The organism is Nocardia sp. NBC_01388 (genome assembly GCF_045040085.1).
Taxonomy (GTDB): Bacteria; Actinomycetota; Actinomycetes; order Mycobacteriales; family Mycobacteriaceae; genus Nocardia.
This window is the reverse complement of sequence record NZ_CP109553.1, coordinates 413,246-429,177: the sequence shown is the minus strand read 5'-3', so window position 1 is coordinate 429,177 and position 15,932 is coordinate 413,246. Positions and strand designations below refer to the sequence as shown.

The window sequence follows — 15,932 nt, the reverse complement described above, 5'->3', positions numbered from 1 at the left end:
CCTCGATCAGCGCAGTTCAGGCCACGAAAGCGAAAAGCCTCGCCGCCACTGCGAAGCTCACCACCGACAGCACTGTTTCCCGCACCGTCCAGGTCTGCAGCGTCTGTTTGACCGTCAGATCGAAGAACTTGGAGATGATCCAGAAGCCGCCGTCATTGACATGGCTCAGCACAATCGAGCCCGCGGCGATGGACATGGCGATCAGGGCCAGCGCCATCTGCGAGTAGTCGTGGCCGGCCACCAGCGGCGCGACAATGCCACCGGTGGTGACGATGGCGACGGTGGCCGAACCCTGGGCGATGCGCAGGCCACAGCTGATGATATAGGCGAGCACGATCACCGGAAGACCTGCGGCGGACATGGTTTGGGCCGGAGCCGTGCCGATTCCGGTGGCGGAGATGACCTTTCCGAAGAAGGCGCCCGCGCCGGCCACCAGCAGCAGCATGCCTACCGGGCGCAGCGATTCAACGGTGAGGGTGCTCTGGTCGAAATCGACGCCGCCGCCATCGTCGAGGACTAGTCACGCTGCCGTGATGGTTATGCAAGGCTGTGCAATTTCATTCACCCGAGGGTGCTTATTCCGGCATAATCAGAGGCCGATCTGACATAGCCGGTCTCCTCCGGCACACTCGACGTAGCCATGTACGACGACGACACTGAACAGCTCCCCGTTTACCGCCCCACCGGCAGTGCGCGCAGGTCAGCTGAGACGCCCCCGACCGAGCCCCGGCGCACCCGCCGCGCCCGGCCGAATTCGCATCGCCGTGCCGCGGAAGCTCCGGCGTCCGCGCAATCGAAGCGGCTGCGCTATGCCGGCCGCGGTGTCATGTCGCTGGTCACCGTCGGGGTGATGGGCATCACCGGTGTGCTCTGGTACGGGGAGACCACCCTGGACCAGGGTTTCACCCGCTCCAGCGCGATCGCCGAGGAGGACCGCACCCTCGACGGCGATATCAATATTCTGCTCATCGGGCTGGATACCCGAAAGGATCTCAACGGCAACGATCTGCCGAAGGCGATCCTCGACCAGCTGCACGCCGGTGACGGCTCCGAGGGCGGCTACAACGCCAATTCCCTGATCCTCGTGCATATTCCGAAGGATATGAAGAAGATCATCGCCTTCTCCATTCCGCGTGACGACTACGTGCCGGTCTCCGGTATCACCGGCTACGACCACGCCAAGATCAAAGAGTCGTACGGCCTGAAGAAGTACATGGTCGAGGAGAAGCTCAAGGCGCAGGGCGTCACCGACAAGGTCGATCTGGAGCGGCAGGGCCGGGAGGCCGGGCGCACCTCGATCGTGCAGACGGTGAAGGCGCTCACCGGCGTTCCCATCAACCGTTTCGCCGAGGTCTCGCTCGCCGGGTTCTACGATCTGGCCACCGCGCTCGGCGGCGTCGACGTCTGCCTCAATCACGCGGTGGACGACAGCTACTACTCCGGCGCCCAATTTCCCGCCGGCAAGCAGCATCTGGACGGCTCGGACGCCCTGGCCTTCGTGCGCCAGCGCCACGGCCTCGACAATGGCGACCTCGACCGCACGCACCGGCAGCAGGCGTTCCTCACCTCGGTCGCCAAATCGCTGAAGGATTCCGGCACGCTCACCAATGTGGGCAAGCTCAAGGCGCTCATGGATGTGGCGCACAAGGATGTGGTGCTCTCGGACGGCTGGAACCTCACCGACTTCATCACCACCGTGGGCCGCGCCGGTTCGCCCTCGATCGAATTCGATACGCTTCCGGTACTGCGCTACGACACCGTCGACGGCCAGGACGTCAATATCATCGATCCGGTCGCCATCAAGAAGACCGTGCGCAGCGCCTTCGGTGTGGAACAGCCGGCCGTCGCGGCCGCGCCGCGCACCACACCCACCAGCACCCTCGACGTGGTCAATGCCACGGGCACCCCCGGTATGGCGGCCAAGGTGCAGAAATCCCTGGGCGGCAAGGGATTCCCCACCGGCGATGTCAGCAATGCCACCTCCTCCGACGGCAGCTCCACCGTCATCTACTACGGCACCGGCGCCGACGCGGATGCCCAGCAGCTGACCGATATGCTCGGCGGCGTCTCCGCCAGCCCGTCCTCGAATGTCACCGCCGGGCATATCAAACTGGTCCTGGGCACCGACTTCGAGCTTCCGGAAACCCTCGACCCGGCGGCCGCGACCACCGGCGGCACCACGACCACCTCCAAGGCAACAGCAGCGGCAGCCACGACCACCACCGACGGCGCCCCCGACAACGGTAAGCCGGTCACCACGACCATCGGCTCGGATATCCCCTGCGTGAACTGATCCGCGCAGTCCCACCGGCCACCTGACGACTCACTGGACAGTATGTAAAGTGAGCCGCGTTACGCGGCGTCGAGCATTGGGATACAGATGGCAGGCAAGAATTCGGGAACCGGCACCCTCACCTTGAGTGGACGGTTCAATCACTACTCGAGCATCTACCTCGGCTGGAGCGCACGCGCCTATTCGCGCGTGAACAGCTGGATCTACGTCCGATCCGGCGGGACCAAGCTCGCCACGCTGCAGGGCAAACCGGTCTTCCAATTGATCGTCACCGGCCGCAAATCCGGCGAACCACGTCCGGTCATGCTCATGCTGATCCGCTCCGGCGACGATCTGCTGGTGTCGGGCTCCAACGGCGGCCACCCCGGCACCCCGAACTGGTGGCTGAACCTGACGGCCTCCCCCACCGCCCGCGTCCAGGTCGGCGCCGAGAACTGGCCCGTCGACGTACGCGTGGTCACCGACCCGGCCGAATACGAAACCCATTGGCGCACACTGGTCGCCGGTTACCCCGACTTCGCCACCTACCGGGCGCTGAGCACCCGCGAGTTCCCGATCGCGGTGCTCAGCCGCGCGGCCGGACACTGATCGGGGTCGTCCCGGCAGGCGCCGGGCGGACGTAGCGGGCCGTCGTCATTCGGCGGGGCGCGCGGGCGACAGGGTGTACAGCAACGATTCGCGGCGCGGCACGTCGCGGCGGAAGAGTTGCACGTTCATGACGGTCAGTTCGCCGGTCTCGGGCGATCGAATCCGGGTGGTGCGGGCCGGAAGCCCTTCGGGCGGCGGCCCCGACCACAGTTGCTCCCAGTCCGGCGAGCGCCGGCACCGGACCGCGATCTCCTCGATCCGCTCGGGCGAGACGGGCCCGGGCGCCATATGCCGGAACGCGTACACCATGGTGCGCAGATCACGCCACCGATCACCCATGATGTCGACGGCCACCGGGTCCAGCAGCATCCATTCGAGCACATTGTCGCCCGGTTCCAAGCCCGGAAACCACCGGCGATGGGCGTCATTGATCGCGACCAGGTCGTACCCGGGGGTCGTCTGATAGCAGGCCGGGCAGGGCAGGCTGTTCAGGAAACTCAGCTCGGCCGGCTTCGGTGCGGCCCCGCCGTCGTACAACCCGGCCAATTCGGGCAATAGCGCGCCCGCGGTCCGTTCGCGGTACGGCGGCGGCACGTCCAATGCTCCGAACAGCGCGCCCAGCGCGGTCGCGGTGGGTTGCCGAATGCCCTGTTCCACCTTCTGGATCAATGCCTCCGAAACCCCCGCCCGCCGTGCGAGTTCCGCGCGGGTCAGCCCCGCGGCCTCCCGGCGCGAACGCAGAAAGTTCGCGATAGCCGAATGCGCCTCGACCACTCCTACCACTCCTCCATCACTGTTCCGGGCTCGGCACCGGAGTCATGGTGTACATCCACCACTGCCGGCTGGGCAACTCGCAGCGGAAGATCTGCACCTCCATATGAATGAAATCGCCGGTCTCCGGTGAGCGCACCCGGGTGGAACTGCGCGCCTCGACGTCGGGAATGTCCGCCGACCAGAACCGTTCCCAATCTGGCGAGGTCCGGCACAGCGCGGAAATCTGCTCGATGCGTTCGGGCGCGGTGATGCCGGGCGCCATATGCCGGAAAGCCCACACCACCAAGTGTGTCTGGGTCTCCCAGTCGCCCAGGACATCACGGGCGATCGGGTCCAGCAGCATCCACGCAATGATGTTGGCGCCGGGCGTCAAGCCCGGAAATGCCCGCAGGAACGCGTCATTGGCGGCAATGAGGTCCAGTCCCGGCAATGTCTGATAGCAGGCCGGGTAGGGCAGTGAGGTCAGGAAGTCCAATTCGTCCTGATCCGGCACGTCATCGTAGAAGGAGATATCCGTCAGCTCGGGCTGCAGCACGTTCGCGACGTGCTCGCGGTACAGCATCGGCACATTCAGGGCCTCGAACAATGCGCCGAGCGCACCCGAGGTGGGCTGCCGGGTGCCCTGCTCCACCTTCTGAATCAGCGCCTCCGAAACCCCTGCGCGCCGTGCGAGTTCCGCACGGGTCAAGCCGAGCGCCTCGCGCCGCATGCGCACGACACCCGCGATTGCCGAGTGTGCTCCGACCACCCTCGCTACTCCTGCCCATCCGAAATCCGATGACGCTGTGCGTACTGCCGCAAGCAAACCTACCGGCCGGTCCTATTGACTCCGCGGGCACTCCATAGTCCATCTCGCCCTCACCGCAACCCGTGCAAGTGGGACAAATTGGGACAGGGATCCAGATTGACGCGCGGGCACCTCACTCGGGATGCTCACCAGGGCCGTTCAATGCCGCACGGCCACCATGGGATGCCTCGGAGGGGACGGCATGGACTCGGGTCGCGGATGATGGGCGACCCGCAGAACGTGCCGCAGTGCATCGGCCACGGCGAGCCGTACCGACATACGGCACGCCGCGGATACGCTGCGGTCGGTGTGTGTGCCCCGGCACACACACCGACCGCAGCGCACGGGGGAAGGGCACACCGAATACTTTGCGGTTCAAGCCTTTTCGGACCAGACCGCCAATTCTCCGCCGGGCATGCAGACGACGAGGTAGATGCCCGGGTCGGTAACGTGCCAGGCCTCGTAGTAGCGGTCGGGTTCCACCTCCAGCTGCGTGCCGGAGTCCAGGAGCATGCGCAGAGTTCCACCGGAATCCACTGCGGCGGAGACTATTACGCTGTCCAGCGTGGCGGCCAGGGCCCCGGCCGGGGCTTCGCCGGCAATGTGGTGCAGGGTGGCGGCGGCGGTGCGGTGCAGCACCAGTTCGCCCTCGATATGGATTTCGTAGGAGCCCGCGCCCAGCACGAGCACCGAGGGGCCGGGCGACAGCACTGTGAGGCGCTCACCGGTGATCGGTAGATCCATCTCGCCTCCAGCGGATCGGCGCCCCGGCGGCAGGCCGGGGCGCCGTACTACTACTTGGTGGCCTCCGCCAGTACGGCAATGACCCGATCGGACACGAAGAACGGCTCCAGACGTTCGCGAATCAGCTTGGCCAGCACGCCGTTTCGCTTGGCCGCCTCGACCACGGCGGGGCCGTAGCGCAGGATCTCCTTGCCGATGTCCTCACCGGACAGACCCAGCTCCGGCAGCAGCGCGGCCAGGGTGTGATCGCCGTACTTCTCGAAGAAGACCTCCACGCCCTGGTCGACCAGGATGCCGAAGTACTCCTTCTCGCGCGTGGTGAGCGCGATGCGGTAGATGATCAGCGCCAGATCCTGCAGATCCTGCTGCGAGAGGTACTCGCGCAGACCGCTCACCGGCTCACCGGCGTGCAGATCCCAGAATTCCATGGCGGCATCGTGCACCGGCGCGTCCCGCAGCATTTCGCGAATCGCGTTATTGGTCCGCTTGAGCGCGAATTGCGCTCCCTTACCGGCCATTTCGCCGAGGAAGGTGCCGTCGCCGGTGGCCTTCTCGGCGGCCTTGCGGGCCTGCTTGGCCGCGGAGGTGCCGAGCGAGACCAGCGAGCCGACGCCCGGGATCTTGTTCGCCATCTGCCGATTGCTCTCCATGAAATCGGAGATCAGCTTGTCCACGAACTTGGAGGCCACGGTGGCGATGAGCGGACTCTCGGTGAGCCGCTCCAGGATTCGCTCCTGCGCCTGGTGCATGCCGAAGATCTTCTCCAGCAGCTGCTCCACCGGCTCGCGCTCCACCACGTCGCCGAGGGTGTAGTCATTGTTCGCGGCGATATCGTCATACAGCGAGAGCGACAGCTGGCCGACCATCTCCTGTAGGACGGGGCTGCCGCCGATCAGATTGATAATTGTGGCCACCGTCTGCTTGGCCTGGTCGAGCTCCACCACATCGCGGAAGATGATGGTGTCGGCAATGCCGATCACCGCCTCCACATCGCGGCCGATCACCTCGGTGAAGCGATCACCGGTCACCTCGGCGAGAATGAAGTCGACTTGCAGGTCGAGCAGCCGTTCGGCGATTTCGCGCGGCTCGGTCATAGGGTTCCACCCATCGTCAAGAAAAGACCGCCGAGTTCAGTCGGAATCGTTGCCGTGCATCGATTTTCGAATCTGTTCCAGGCGTTCCCGCGCGGTTTTCTGCCGCGCGTCCCACTGTTCCTCGACGCTACGACCCGCGGGCGTCTGCCGATCGAGCTCGTCCATCCCCTGTGCGGTGCCGTAGCGCTGCTCGACCTTATCGCGAACTGACTCGAAAGTAGGGACGCCCGATGTCGTATACCCGCCAATGCCTGGCGCGATCGGTATACCGACCGGAGGCAGTGGTAGCCCGGCGCCCGCCGGACCCCCCTCTACCTGGTCCGATGTGACAGGAACAGCCAGCGGCGGCGAGCCGGGCGCCGGATCAGTGTCCGGAGTCACATCGATGTAGTCGGGTGCATGACCCACCGTGGCCGCCACTGCCGCCGCCACCTCGTGCAGCGCACTCAAGCCGGCCCGGCCGTCGCTGGCCCGCGCCACGACTGCCGCCAGTTCGGCGTCCGGCAGCTTCGCCAATTCCGATACGAGATCCTCGGCAATGCTCATACGGACCAGGCTACGCAGCATGCGCCACCACCACGGCCCCATTGCGCTGACAGCAGGCACGGCGTATGGTAGGCTGTGTTGTAACCCCGTGGATGTAGGTAGACGCAGGTCCCTCCCACAAGTTTTCCTCCTTTCCGAGTCAGTTTTCCGGCAGTAGTTCTGAGCTACCCGCGCACTCCCACTCGGATCACCCGCGGCCCGCCGTCCCGGCGCCCGCCCCCGGTCGTATGCGACCGTTCCAGATACACACTCCCGGTGCGTAAGCCACCGGATGCCTTTCACAGGAGAACAATCATGACCACCATCGAAAACCGGCCGGCCCGCAATCGCGCCGCCACACCCAAGTCCACCCCGTCCACATCCATCGAGCAGACCGCTCCGCCGGTTCTCGACACCATCGAAACACTTTCGCCCGCAACGGGAATCCTCGATATCAGCGGCAATACGGCAACCCTGCGCAGCAGCGGCTACCTGCCCGACCCGGCCGATATCTCGGTACCCACCCGGCTGGTTCGCGAATTCGGTTTGCGCCGTGGCGATCTCGTGACCGCACTGGTGCGCCCGAGTACCCCGAATCAGTCGAATGCCCACCAGTCGAATGCCCACCAGTCGAATGCCAAGGGCGGCAAGGCCGCAACGCTGGTGCGCATCGACACCGTCAACGGCCGGCCGGCGAGCGAAGCCCTTGCCCGCCCGCACTTCGGCGAACTGACACCCATCCATCCCGATGAACGCCTGCGCCTGGAGACCGAGCCGCACAAGCTCACCACCCGGGTCACCGACCTGATCATGCCGATCGGCAAGGGTCAGCGCGCCCTCATCGTCGCACCGCCCAAGGCAGGCAAAACCTCTGTGCTGCAGGCGATCGCGCACGGCATCGCCGCGAATCATCCCGAGGTCCACCTCATGATGGTGCTGGTCGGCGAACGGCCCGAGGAGGTCACCGACCTCTCCCGCGGCGTTCCCGCCGAGGTTGTCGCCGCCACCTTCGATCACTCACCGGCGCAGCAGACCGCACTCGCGGAACTGGCCATCGAACGCGCCAAGCGGCTCGTCGAACAGGGACATGACGTTGTCGTACTGCTCGATTCGCTCACCCGGCTGGCCCGCGCGTACAACACCTCCGGACCGGCCTCGGGCCGAATCCTTTCCGGCGGTGTGGATTCCGCCGCACTGCTGCCGCCCAAGAAGTTCCTCGGCGCGGCCCGCAATATCGAGCACGGCGGCTCGCTCACCATTGTCGCCACCACGCTGGTGGAGACCGGTTCGCTCGGCGACACCGTGATCTTCGAGGAGTACAAGGGCACCGGCAATGCCGAACTCAAGCTCGACCGCACTCTCGCGAGCCGGGGCGTCTTCCCCGCGGTCGACGTCACCCGCTCCAGCACCCGCCGCGATGAGCTGCTGATGGTTCCCGCCGAGCACGACGCGGTCGACAAGCTCCGCCGGACATTGTCCGAGCTCGATGATCAGCGCGCGCTGGACCTGATGCTCGACGGTCTGCGCCGGACCGGCAGCAATGCCGAGTTCCTCGCGAACATCATTCGTAAGTAAGCACTATCCGGAGGTCAGCCGCTTGGGCGGCAGCACCTTCGCGGCCCAAGCCGCGACCGTGCCCGACCACCCCGGAATCAGCACCAGATCATTGTGCGCACCACCCGGATAGATCACCAGTTCCTTGGGCTCCGGAGCCGCTTCGTAGAGCGTGCGCCCCATCCGCACCGGCAGCATTTCATCGGCATCGCCGTGCATGATCAGCACCGGGCACCGCAGCCGCCGAATCCGCCGCAGACTCGGATAGGCATCGGGCACCACCACTTTGGGCAGATACGGATAGACGGCCCCCGCCGCATCCCGCAGCCCGGTGAAGGTCGACATGAGCACCAGCGCCGCGGGCGGATACGCCGTCGCCAGCTCCAGCATGACCCCGCCGCCGAGCGATTTCCCCAGGTACACAATCCGATTCGGATCGATTCCCGGCTGTGCGAGCAGAGCGTCGCGCGCCGCCCGCGCATCCAGGTACGTGCCCTCCTCGCTCGGTCGCCCACCGCTGCGGCCGAATCCGCGATAGTCGAAGACCAGCACATCGAAACCGGCCGCCGACAGCAGCGCCAGAATCGGCGACCGATCACCGATATTGCCGCCATTGCCGTGCGCGAACAGGATGTGCGCCAACGGTTCCCCGGCCGCCCGCACGAACCAGGCGTTGACGGTCACCCCGTCCGTGGTCCGCAGGGACAGATCCTCGTACTCGACCCCGAACTGCTCCGGGGTCATGATGATGCGCCGATCCGGGACATAAGTCAGCGCATTGAGTACAGGTCGTGCCGGATGCCGCATACACCCTTCTTACCGGACCGTGAGGTATTGAAAAACGGGACCCGCCAAAGCAACCCGCAGCATTCTTGCCAGCAAGTATCGTGAGGCCAACTCTTCTCGAGGGGGTGTGGCGGCTTACCTGATCCCTGCCGCCTTGCCAGAGAGGAGGTGATGGGCGTGGGGAAACATTCCCTGAAACAGGAAACCCCGATCAACTGAGCACCTTTTGCAATGGGTGCTGCCGCAGTCGCCGGGGTCCTGTGCCTGATCCGACTGATTAGTTGGATCAGGTAACCCATCCGGGTGGGGCGTCGATCGCGCGGCGCTCCACCCTCTCAGCCATCACCAAGGTGATGTCGCTCATGCTACGCGATGACGCCGTTAGTGTTCTAGCTATCTAGCTAGCTCGAACACTATCCACGGAGCACCGCACCCACGGCATCCGCCGCGGCCGCCACCGCCGAGTCGCGGGCCGCACTGGCCTCGTCCTCGGTCAGCGTGCGGTCGATGGCACGGAAGCGCAGCGCGTAGGTGAGGGATTTACGGCCCTCACCGGCCTGCGCGCCCTCGTACACGTCGAACAGCGAGATCTTGTCCAGCAGCTCGCCCGCGCCGGAGCGCAGTGCGGCCTCCACCGAGGCGGCCGGAACCGTCTTGGCGACACTCACCGACACGTCCTGCAGTACCGCCGGGAACGGCGAAACCACCGGGGTGGGCCGGTTTTCGCGCAGCGGCAGCGCATCGAGATCGATCACCACGGCGCAGGTGCGCGGCGGCAGACCGGATCGCTCCAGCACCGCCGGATGCAGTTCACCGGCGTGACCGACCACGGCACCGTCGACCAGCAGTTCGGCGCCACGACCCGGATGCCACGGCAGGAAGGCCACGGCCCGGCGCTCGATGAGCACACCCGCGGCCTCGCCGACCACATCGACCAGACCGAAGGCATCGGCGGCCTCGACCGCGCGACCGGGGCCCCACGGTCCGCGCGGTTCGCGCTTGCCGGTCAGCACGGCGGCCACATGCACGGGCTGATCGGGCAGGGAGCGCAGCAGCGCGCCGATCTCGTCCTCGGTGGGACGGCGGTCCACCGGCAGCGGGCCGACCGGCGCGGTCTGCTCGGTCCGGCGCACCACCTGGGCGATCCCGTAGATGGCCAGATCGCGCTCACCGCGAGAGATATTGCGGGCGGCCACTTCCAGCAGACCCGGCAGCAGCGTCGAGGCCAGTTCGGGCCGATCCGCATCGAGCGGGTTGAGCACACGCATGGTGTTGCGGCGCGGATCGTCGGCGGGCAGGCCCCAGGTGTCGAACACCTCGCGGGACATGAACACCGGCACCGGCACCTCGACGCAGCCCTCGAACGCCAGGGCCTTGCTGACCGCGCGGCGGCGCTTCTGCTCGGCGGTCAGTCCGCGACCGGCCGGGGCGGTGGGCAGCACCGACGGAATCTTGTCCAGACCCTCCAGCCGCAGCACCTCCTCCACCAGATCGGCGGGCTGGGTGAGATCGGGCCGCCAGCTCGGCGGGGTGACGATCAACTGACCGTGCCCGGCCTCGCTGACGCCGACATCGACCGCACAGCCGACCTGCTGCAGCCGGCGGGTGGAAGCGCCGGGCGCGTAGTGCACGCCCGCAATGCGATCGGCCAGATCGATATCCATGGCGATGGGCTCGACGGCCGGAACCGGCACGCGCACATCGGTGAGCACGGATTCGACTGTGCCACCGGCAATCTCGGCCAGCAGACCGGCGGCGCGGTCCAGGGCGGCCAGATTGAGCTCCGGATCCACAATGCGCTCGAAGCGGCGGCTGGCCTCGGAGCCCAGCTTGTGCCTGCGTGCGGTGCGCGCCACGGCGATCGGATTCCAGGTCGCGGCCTCGAGAATGATCTCGGTGGATTCCCCGCCGACCTCGGTGCTCGCGCCGCCCATGATGCCTGCGAGCGAGATGACGCCGGAATCGTCGGCGATCACCACATCCTCGGCATCGAGGGTGCGCTCGACCTCGTCGAGGGTGCGCAGGGTTTCACCCTTGTTGGCACGCCGCACCACGAGTCCGCCCGACACCTTCGCGGCATCGAAGGCGTGCAGCGGCTGCCCCAGTTCGAGCATGACGTAATTGGTGACATCGACCGCCGGGGAGATCGGGCGCACACCCGACAGCAGCAGTCGCCGCTGCAACCACCACGGGCTCACGGCCTTCGGATCGATACCGGCAACCTTGCGCACCGCGAAACGCGTGCACAGCGATTCGGGCTCGAGCCGCACCGGCCACGCCTCGGCATCGGCGTCGGGCAGCGACCGCACGGCCGGATCCTGGAATTCCAGGTCGAAGCCGCAGGCCAGCTCGCGCGCCAGACCGCGCGCCGAGAAGGCGTAACCGCGGTCGGGCGTGATGGCCAGCTCGATGACCGTATCGTCCAGGCCCAGCAGCTCATTGGCATCGGTACCGGGCTCAGCGGTGCCGGGCTCGAGCACCAGAATGCCGTTGTGGTCCTTGCCGATGGCCAGTTCCGCGACCGAGCAGATCATGCCGTTGGAGGTGTGCCCGTAGGTCTTGCGCGAGGCGATCTTGAAGCCGCCCGGCAGCTCACCACCCGGCAGCACCACGACCACCAGATCACCGACGGCGAAATTCCTTGCGCCGCAGACGATCTCCTGCAGCTCGGGCTTACCGATCTCGACCTTGCAGAATCGGATGGGCTTCTTGAACTCGGTCAGCTCGGTGATCTCGGCAACCCGGCCGACCACCAGCGGATGCTCGATCTCGCCGCCCACCCGCTGCAGCTGCTGGACCTCTTCGACCTCCAGGCCGACCCGGACGAACCCCGCGTCGAGCTCCTCCGGCGTCACCGACCACCCGGGGGTGGTGCGCTGCAGGATTTCCGTCAGCCAGGACTGCGCTACTCGCACTTGACGTTTCGCTTCCTCGTTGGAGTGGGGTGGGCTCAGGCTTGGATGCCGAAGGGCAGCGTGAAGCGCACGTCGCCCTCGACGATGTCGCGCATATCGGGCAGGCCGTTGCGGAACTGCAGAGTCCGCTCCAAACCCATGCCGAAGGCGAAACCGCTGTACACCTCGGGATCGATCCCGCTGGCAATGAGCACCTTCGGATTCACCATGCCGCAGCCGCCCCATTCGACCCAGCCCGGACCGCCCTTCTTGTCCTCGAACCACACGTCCACCTCGGCGGACGGTTCGGTGAAGGGGAAGAAGCTGGGCCGCATGCGGGTGGTGGTGTTCGGGCCGAAGAGCGAGCGCGCGAACGCGTCCAGGGTGCCCTTCAGATGCGCCATGGTCAGGCCCTTGTCGATGGCCAGACCCTCCACCTGGGAGAACACCGGGGTGTGCGTGGCATCGAGCTCATCGGTGCGGAAGGTGCGACCGGGGCACACCACATAGATGGGCAGCTCACGAGAAAGCATGGAGCGCACCTGCACCGGTGAGGTGTGCGTGCGCAGCACCTGGCGCGAACCCTCGGGGGCGATATGGAAGGTGTCCTGCATGGTGCGCGCCGGATGATCCGGCAGGAAGTTCAGGGCGTCGAAGTTGAAATGCTCGGTCTCCACCTCGGGACCTTCGGCGATCTCCCAGCCCATGGCCACGAACACATCGCCGACACGCTCGGAGAGAGCGTTGATGGGGTGCCGCGCACCGACCGCGCCGCGCCGGGCGGGCAGGGTCACGTCGATGGCCTCGGCCACCAGCACCGCGGCATCACGCTCGGCGAGCAGTTCGGTATTACGGGCCTCGTACGCCTGCGTCACGCGCTGGCGGGCCACGTTCACCCGCTTGCCCGCGTCGGACTTCTCCTCCTTGGGCAGCGTGCCCAGCGAGCGCTGCGCCAGTGCGATCGGCGACTTTCCGCCCATGTACTCGGTTTTCGCGCTCGCGAGCGCGTCCAGGTCGGCGGCGGCGGCGAACGCCTTCTCAGCGGCCTCCGCGGCGGCGGCGAGGGATTCCTCGGTCAGCGCCGCGGTCTGCTCGGCACGGTCGATGTCGTCGGCCACGATGGTTCGTCACTCCCCTGGCTGGTACGGGTCGGGCGGAATTTCCTGTCCATTCTTGCTGGTCGAATCGTAGTCGTTGTAATCAGCCCGGTTCATCCGCTTTTATCGCAGGCCGCACGCACCCTCCCGGCGTGGTGCGCGCGGCCCGCATCCGGTCACGCGATCGGGTAGGTCTCGCGGAAAACAGTGCGCTCGACGGTCGTCGAATCCTCGGGACTGCCCGCCGACGTCTACTCCCCCAAATGCCCCACCAGACAGGTCCTGGACCACATTGCCGGGAAGTGGACGATCTTCGTAGTGGACGTCCTGCTGCAGCAGGACACCATGCGCTACACCGAACTGTCCCGCCGCATCGGCGGTGTCTCGCAGAAGATGCTCACGCAAACCCTGCGCAGCCTGGAAGGCGACAGATTCCTCACCTGCACAATGCATCCCACCATTCCACCGCGAGTGGAATACCAGCTGACGCCACTGGGCCGCAGCCTCGCTGAACCGATCAGCGCGCTGCGGCAGTGGATATCAATGAAGTGGAGCGAGCCCGGGCTCTGAATCACGCTCTGCCTCACACCGGGCAGCAGTAGCGATCTTCGAAAGCAGACCCTTGCGGCCGGGGAGGAACAGTGCGACCACCGCGCCGACCGCCACGATGACGGCGCCGACACCGATGGCGGGAGCCAGGCCGTCGACATAGCTCTGCGGGGTCGTGTAGCCGCCGTGCGAGGCGAAGACGGAGGCCAGCACCGCGACACCCATGGCCACGCCGACCTCACGGATCGTATTGTTCGCGCCCGAGGCCATGCCCTGATCATCGGACGACGCGCTCGCCATGACGACGGTGGCGGTGGGCGCGAAGGTCAGGCCCATACCGATGCCGCCGAGGATGAACGGCAGCACGAACGAGCCGTAGGAGACGTCGACCGTGGTGATCATGGCCATCCAGCCCAGGGCGGCGGCCAGGAACACCTGACCGGTAGCGACCAGCACACGGGGGCCGACGCGGTCGACGATCAGGCCGGCGAGCGGGGCCACCACCATCGGGGCCATGGTCCACGGCAGGGTGCGGATGCCCGATTGCAGCGGCGTGTAGCCCTGTACCACCTGGAAGTACTGGACCAGCAGGAAGATCGAGCCGAAGACACCGACCGCGAAGGTGAACGCCACCGCATTGATGACGCTGAAACCGCGATTGCGGAACATGCGCAGATGCAGCATCGGATCGGTGACCCGCAGCTCCCAGGCGATGAATGCCACGAGCAGCGCTGCGCCGCCGAGCAATCCGCCGAGTACAACCGCGGAGGTCCAGCCGTCGTCCGCGCCGTGAATGACGCCCCACACCACCGCGAGCACGCCACCGGCCGAGAGCAGTAGCCCGACCACGTCCAATCGCCGTGCGCCGCCGTAGGATTCGCTCAGCACCCGCGCCACCAGCGGCACCGCGACAATACCGATGGGCACATTCAGCCAGAAGATCCACTGCCAGCTCAGACCGCTCACCACCGCGCCGCCGACCACCGGGCCGAGCGCCACGCCGAGCCCGGAGATGCCACCCCAGATGCCGATGGCCGCGCTGCGCATCTTCTCCGGGACCGAGGCGGACAGCAGTGTGAGCGAGAGCGGCATGATGGCCGCCGCGCCGAAGCCCTGAATCGCGCGGAACAGGATCAGCATCCACGGCTCCGAGGCCATGGCGCAGGCCGCCGAGGCCGCGGTGAACACGCTGATGCCGATCATGAACAGCCGGCGGCGACCGAGCCGGTCGCCCAGCGCCGAGGCGGTGAGAAGCAGCGAGGCGAACGCGAGGGTGTACGCGTTCACGAACCACTGCAGGTCCGTGAGGGAGGCGCCCAGATCGTGCTTGATCACCGGCAGCGCATTGGCGACCACCAGATTGTCGAGCGTCGCCATGAACATGGGGATGCCGACCGCGGCCAGGACCGCGGCCACCGGGGGCTTGCGCGCCGCCCCCGCTGTGCCAGAGGAGGTTTCGAGAGTTCCAGTCATATCATGCCCCTAGTTGGTATCGACTGATAACAAGAGAGTATGCATCGACTGATAACATGTCAATGGTGACTATGATTCCCCAATGACGAGGAGGCCGAAGCTGTGACGAGAACCCGTATGACCGCCAGTGAGCGCGGCGAGGAAGTGCTGCGGGCCGCCGTCACCGCCTTCGCCCAATCCGGTTACGCCGGAACGAAAACCGATGAGATCGCGCGCCTCGCGGGTGTCTCTCAGCCGTATGTCATCCGCCTCTTCGGCACCAAGCAGCAGCTGTTCCTGGCGGCGGTGAACCACAGCTGTGATCGGATCGAGGAGAATTTCCGGGTCGCCGCCGCCCGCGTCCCCGCAGATGCCACGCCCGAGGAGCGACTGGCCGCCATCGGCCCCAGTTATACGAACTTCCTGAATGAACGCGAACTACCCCTGATACTGCTGCACGGCTTCGCGGCAAGTGCCGATCCGACGATCGGAGCAGCGGTACGCACGCGCTTCGGCGGCATCTATCAGATTGTGCGCGAACTGACCTCCGCGTCGGTGGAGGAGGTCCGCCTGTTCATGGCGATGGGCATGTTGCTGACCGATATGACCGCCATGCAGCTGGTCGGAGCCGACGCCATCGAAATGCCGTGGGCCACCGAGTTGATCGGCGATTACGGCGAAGCCTGAGGGCGAGCCCTCGGCACGGCCTATTCGAACCACACAGCCCGTATCGCTACCGGACAAGCCTCATCGGCATGTGCGGTGGGGACACGGGCTGTGCGGTCGATGAGTGGA

At 66.3% G+C, this 15,932-nt stretch carries 13 protein-coding genes and 2 pseudogenes; 5 read left to right on the top strand and 10 right to left on the bottom strand.

The window, feature by feature from the left end:
* Nucleotides 1-16: 16 nt before the first annotated feature.
* Nucleotides 17-475: pseudogene (locus OG716_RS02005) on the bottom strand (GntP family permease); the annotation flags it as partial.
* Nucleotides 476-640: 165 nt separating this feature from the next.
* Here OG716_RS02005 and OG716_RS02000 point away from each other — a divergent pair.
* Together OG716_RS02000 and OG716_RS01995 are read left to right on the top strand one after the other, a co-directional pair.
* The gene (locus tag OG716_RS02000; protein ID WP_405135998.1) at nucleotides 641-2,293 is read left to right on the top strand and encodes an LCP family protein; all 1,653 of its coding nucleotides are present in this window, start codon (nucleotides 641-643) and stop codon (nucleotides 2,291-2,293) included.
* An 87-nt stretch (nucleotides 2,294-2,380) separates the two neighbouring features.
* Entirely contained in the window at nucleotides 2,381-2,881 is a 501-nt protein-coding gene (locus OG716_RS01995) for a nitroreductase/quinone reductase family protein (RefSeq protein ID WP_405135997.1), read from the top strand.
* 45 nt (nucleotides 2,882-2,926) lie between these two features.
* Here OG716_RS01995 and OG716_RS01990 read toward each other — a convergent pair whose 3' ends face one another.
* The 5 genes from OG716_RS01990 to OG716_RS01970 form a co-directional block, all read right to left on the bottom strand.
* On the bottom strand, nucleotides 2,927-3,655 hold the full coding sequence (locus OG716_RS01990; protein WP_405135996.1) for a helix-turn-helix domain-containing protein: 729 nt from the start codon (nucleotides 3,653-3,655) through the stop codon (nucleotides 2,927-2,929).
* Between the two features lie 16 nt (nucleotides 3,656-3,671).
* Complete coding sequence (locus tag OG716_RS01985; RefSeq protein ID WP_405135995.1) at nucleotides 3,672-4,403, bottom strand: helix-turn-helix domain-containing protein; 732 nt, start codon at nucleotides 4,401-4,403, stop codon at nucleotides 3,672-3,674.
* Nucleotides 4,404-4,817: 414 nt separating this feature from the next.
* Nucleotides 4,818-5,186: a DUF6188 family protein gene (locus tag OG716_RS01980; RefSeq protein WP_405135994.1), complete on the bottom strand. Its 369-nt coding sequence runs from the start codon at nucleotides 5,184-5,186 to the stop codon at nucleotides 4,818-4,820.
* Nucleotides 5,187-5,236: 50 nt separating this feature from the next.
* Nucleotides 5,237-6,280 carry a hypothetical protein gene (locus OG716_RS01975; protein WP_405135993.1) on the bottom strand — a complete coding sequence of 348 codons (1,044 nt, stop codon included), beginning with the start codon at nucleotides 6,278-6,280 and terminating at the stop codon, nucleotides 5,237-5,239.
* 36 nt (nucleotides 6,281-6,316) lie between these two features.
* Nucleotides 6,317-6,826 (bottom strand): PspA/IM30 family protein, encoded by a 510-nt coding sequence (locus OG716_RS01970; protein WP_405135992.1) that lies wholly within the window; start codon nucleotides 6,824-6,826, stop codon nucleotides 6,317-6,319.
* 399 nt (nucleotides 6,827-7,225) lie between these two features.
* Between OG716_RS01970 and rho the strand changes: the two are divergent.
* Nucleotides 7,226-8,380 (top strand): annotated as a pseudogene (gene rho / locus OG716_RS01965) (transcription termination factor Rho); the annotation flags it as partial.
* A gap of 3 nt (nucleotides 8,381-8,383) precedes the next feature.
* On the opposite strand, the gene OG716_RS01960 reads toward rho, so the two are convergent.
* From OG716_RS01960 to pheS, 3 genes are all read right to left on the bottom strand, one after another.
* Nucleotides 8,384-9,166, bottom strand: coding sequence for an alpha/beta hydrolase (locus OG716_RS01960; RefSeq protein ID WP_405135991.1), 783 nt, complete (start codon nucleotides 9,164-9,166; stop codon nucleotides 8,384-8,386).
* Between the two features lie 392 nt (nucleotides 9,167-9,558).
* A complete protein-coding gene (gene pheT, locus OG716_RS01955) occupies nucleotides 9,559-12,060 on the bottom strand; it encodes a phenylalanine--tRNA ligase subunit beta (protein ID WP_405135990.1) in 2,502 nt (833 codons plus the stop codon).
* A 35-nt stretch (nucleotides 12,061-12,095) separates the two neighbouring features.
* Nucleotides 12,096-13,157 (bottom strand): phenylalanine--tRNA ligase subunit alpha, encoded by a 1,062-nt coding sequence (gene pheS / locus OG716_RS01950; protein WP_355128454.1) that lies wholly within the window; start codon nucleotides 13,155-13,157, stop codon nucleotides 12,096-12,098.
* Between the two features lie 186 nt (nucleotides 13,158-13,343).
* On the opposite strand from pheS, the gene OG716_RS01945 reads away from it, so the two are divergent.
* Nucleotides 13,344-13,706, top strand: a complete 363-nt coding sequence (locus OG716_RS01945) for a winged helix-turn-helix transcriptional regulator (RefSeq protein WP_405135989.1) — start codon at nucleotides 13,344-13,346, stop codon at nucleotides 13,704-13,706.
* Here the strand turns inward: OG716_RS01945 and OG716_RS01940 are convergent.
* Nucleotides 13,677-15,158 (bottom strand): MFS transporter, encoded by a 1,482-nt coding sequence (locus OG716_RS01940; protein WP_405135988.1) that lies wholly within the window; start codon nucleotides 15,156-15,158, stop codon nucleotides 13,677-13,679. The two genes, OG716_RS01945 and OG716_RS01940, sit on opposite strands and share 30 nt — an antisense overlap.
* Before the next feature lie 102 nt (nucleotides 15,159-15,260).
* On the opposite strand from OG716_RS01940, the gene OG716_RS01935 reads away from it, so the two are divergent.
* A complete protein-coding gene (locus OG716_RS01935) occupies nucleotides 15,261-15,824 on the top strand; it encodes a TetR/AcrR family transcriptional regulator (protein ID WP_405135987.1) in 564 nt (187 codons plus the stop codon).
* Nucleotides 15,825-15,932: the final 108 nt, after the last annotated feature.

Bases quoted from the DNA above. Each gene is read 5' to 3' on its own strand.
- OG716_RS02000 (WP_405135998.1), top strand. From the start codon at position 641: ATGTACGACGACGACACTGAACAGCTCCCCGTTTACCGCCCCACCGGC.
- OG716_RS01995 (WP_405135997.1), top strand. From the start codon at position 2,381: ATGGCAGGCAAGAATTCGGGAACCGGCACCCTCACCTTGAGTGGACGG.
- OG716_RS01980 (WP_405135994.1), bottom strand. From the start codon at position 5,186: ATGGATCTACCGATCACCGGTGAGCGCCTCACAGTGCTGTCGCCCGGC.
- OG716_RS01975 (WP_405135993.1), bottom strand. From the start codon at position 6,280: ATGACCGAGCCGCGCGAAATCGCCGAACGGCTGCTCGACCTGCAAGTC.
- OG716_RS01970 (WP_405135992.1), bottom strand. From the start codon at position 6,826: ATGAGCATTGCCGAGGATCTCGTATCGGAATTGGCGAAGCTGCCGGAC.
- OG716_RS01960 (WP_405135991.1), bottom strand. From the start codon at position 9,166: ATGCGGCATCCGGCACGACCTGTACTCAATGCGCTGACTTATGTCCCG.
- OG716_RS01940 (WP_405135988.1), bottom strand. From the start codon at position 15,158: ATGACTGGAACTCTCGAAACCTCCTCTGGCACAGCGGGGGCGGCGCGC.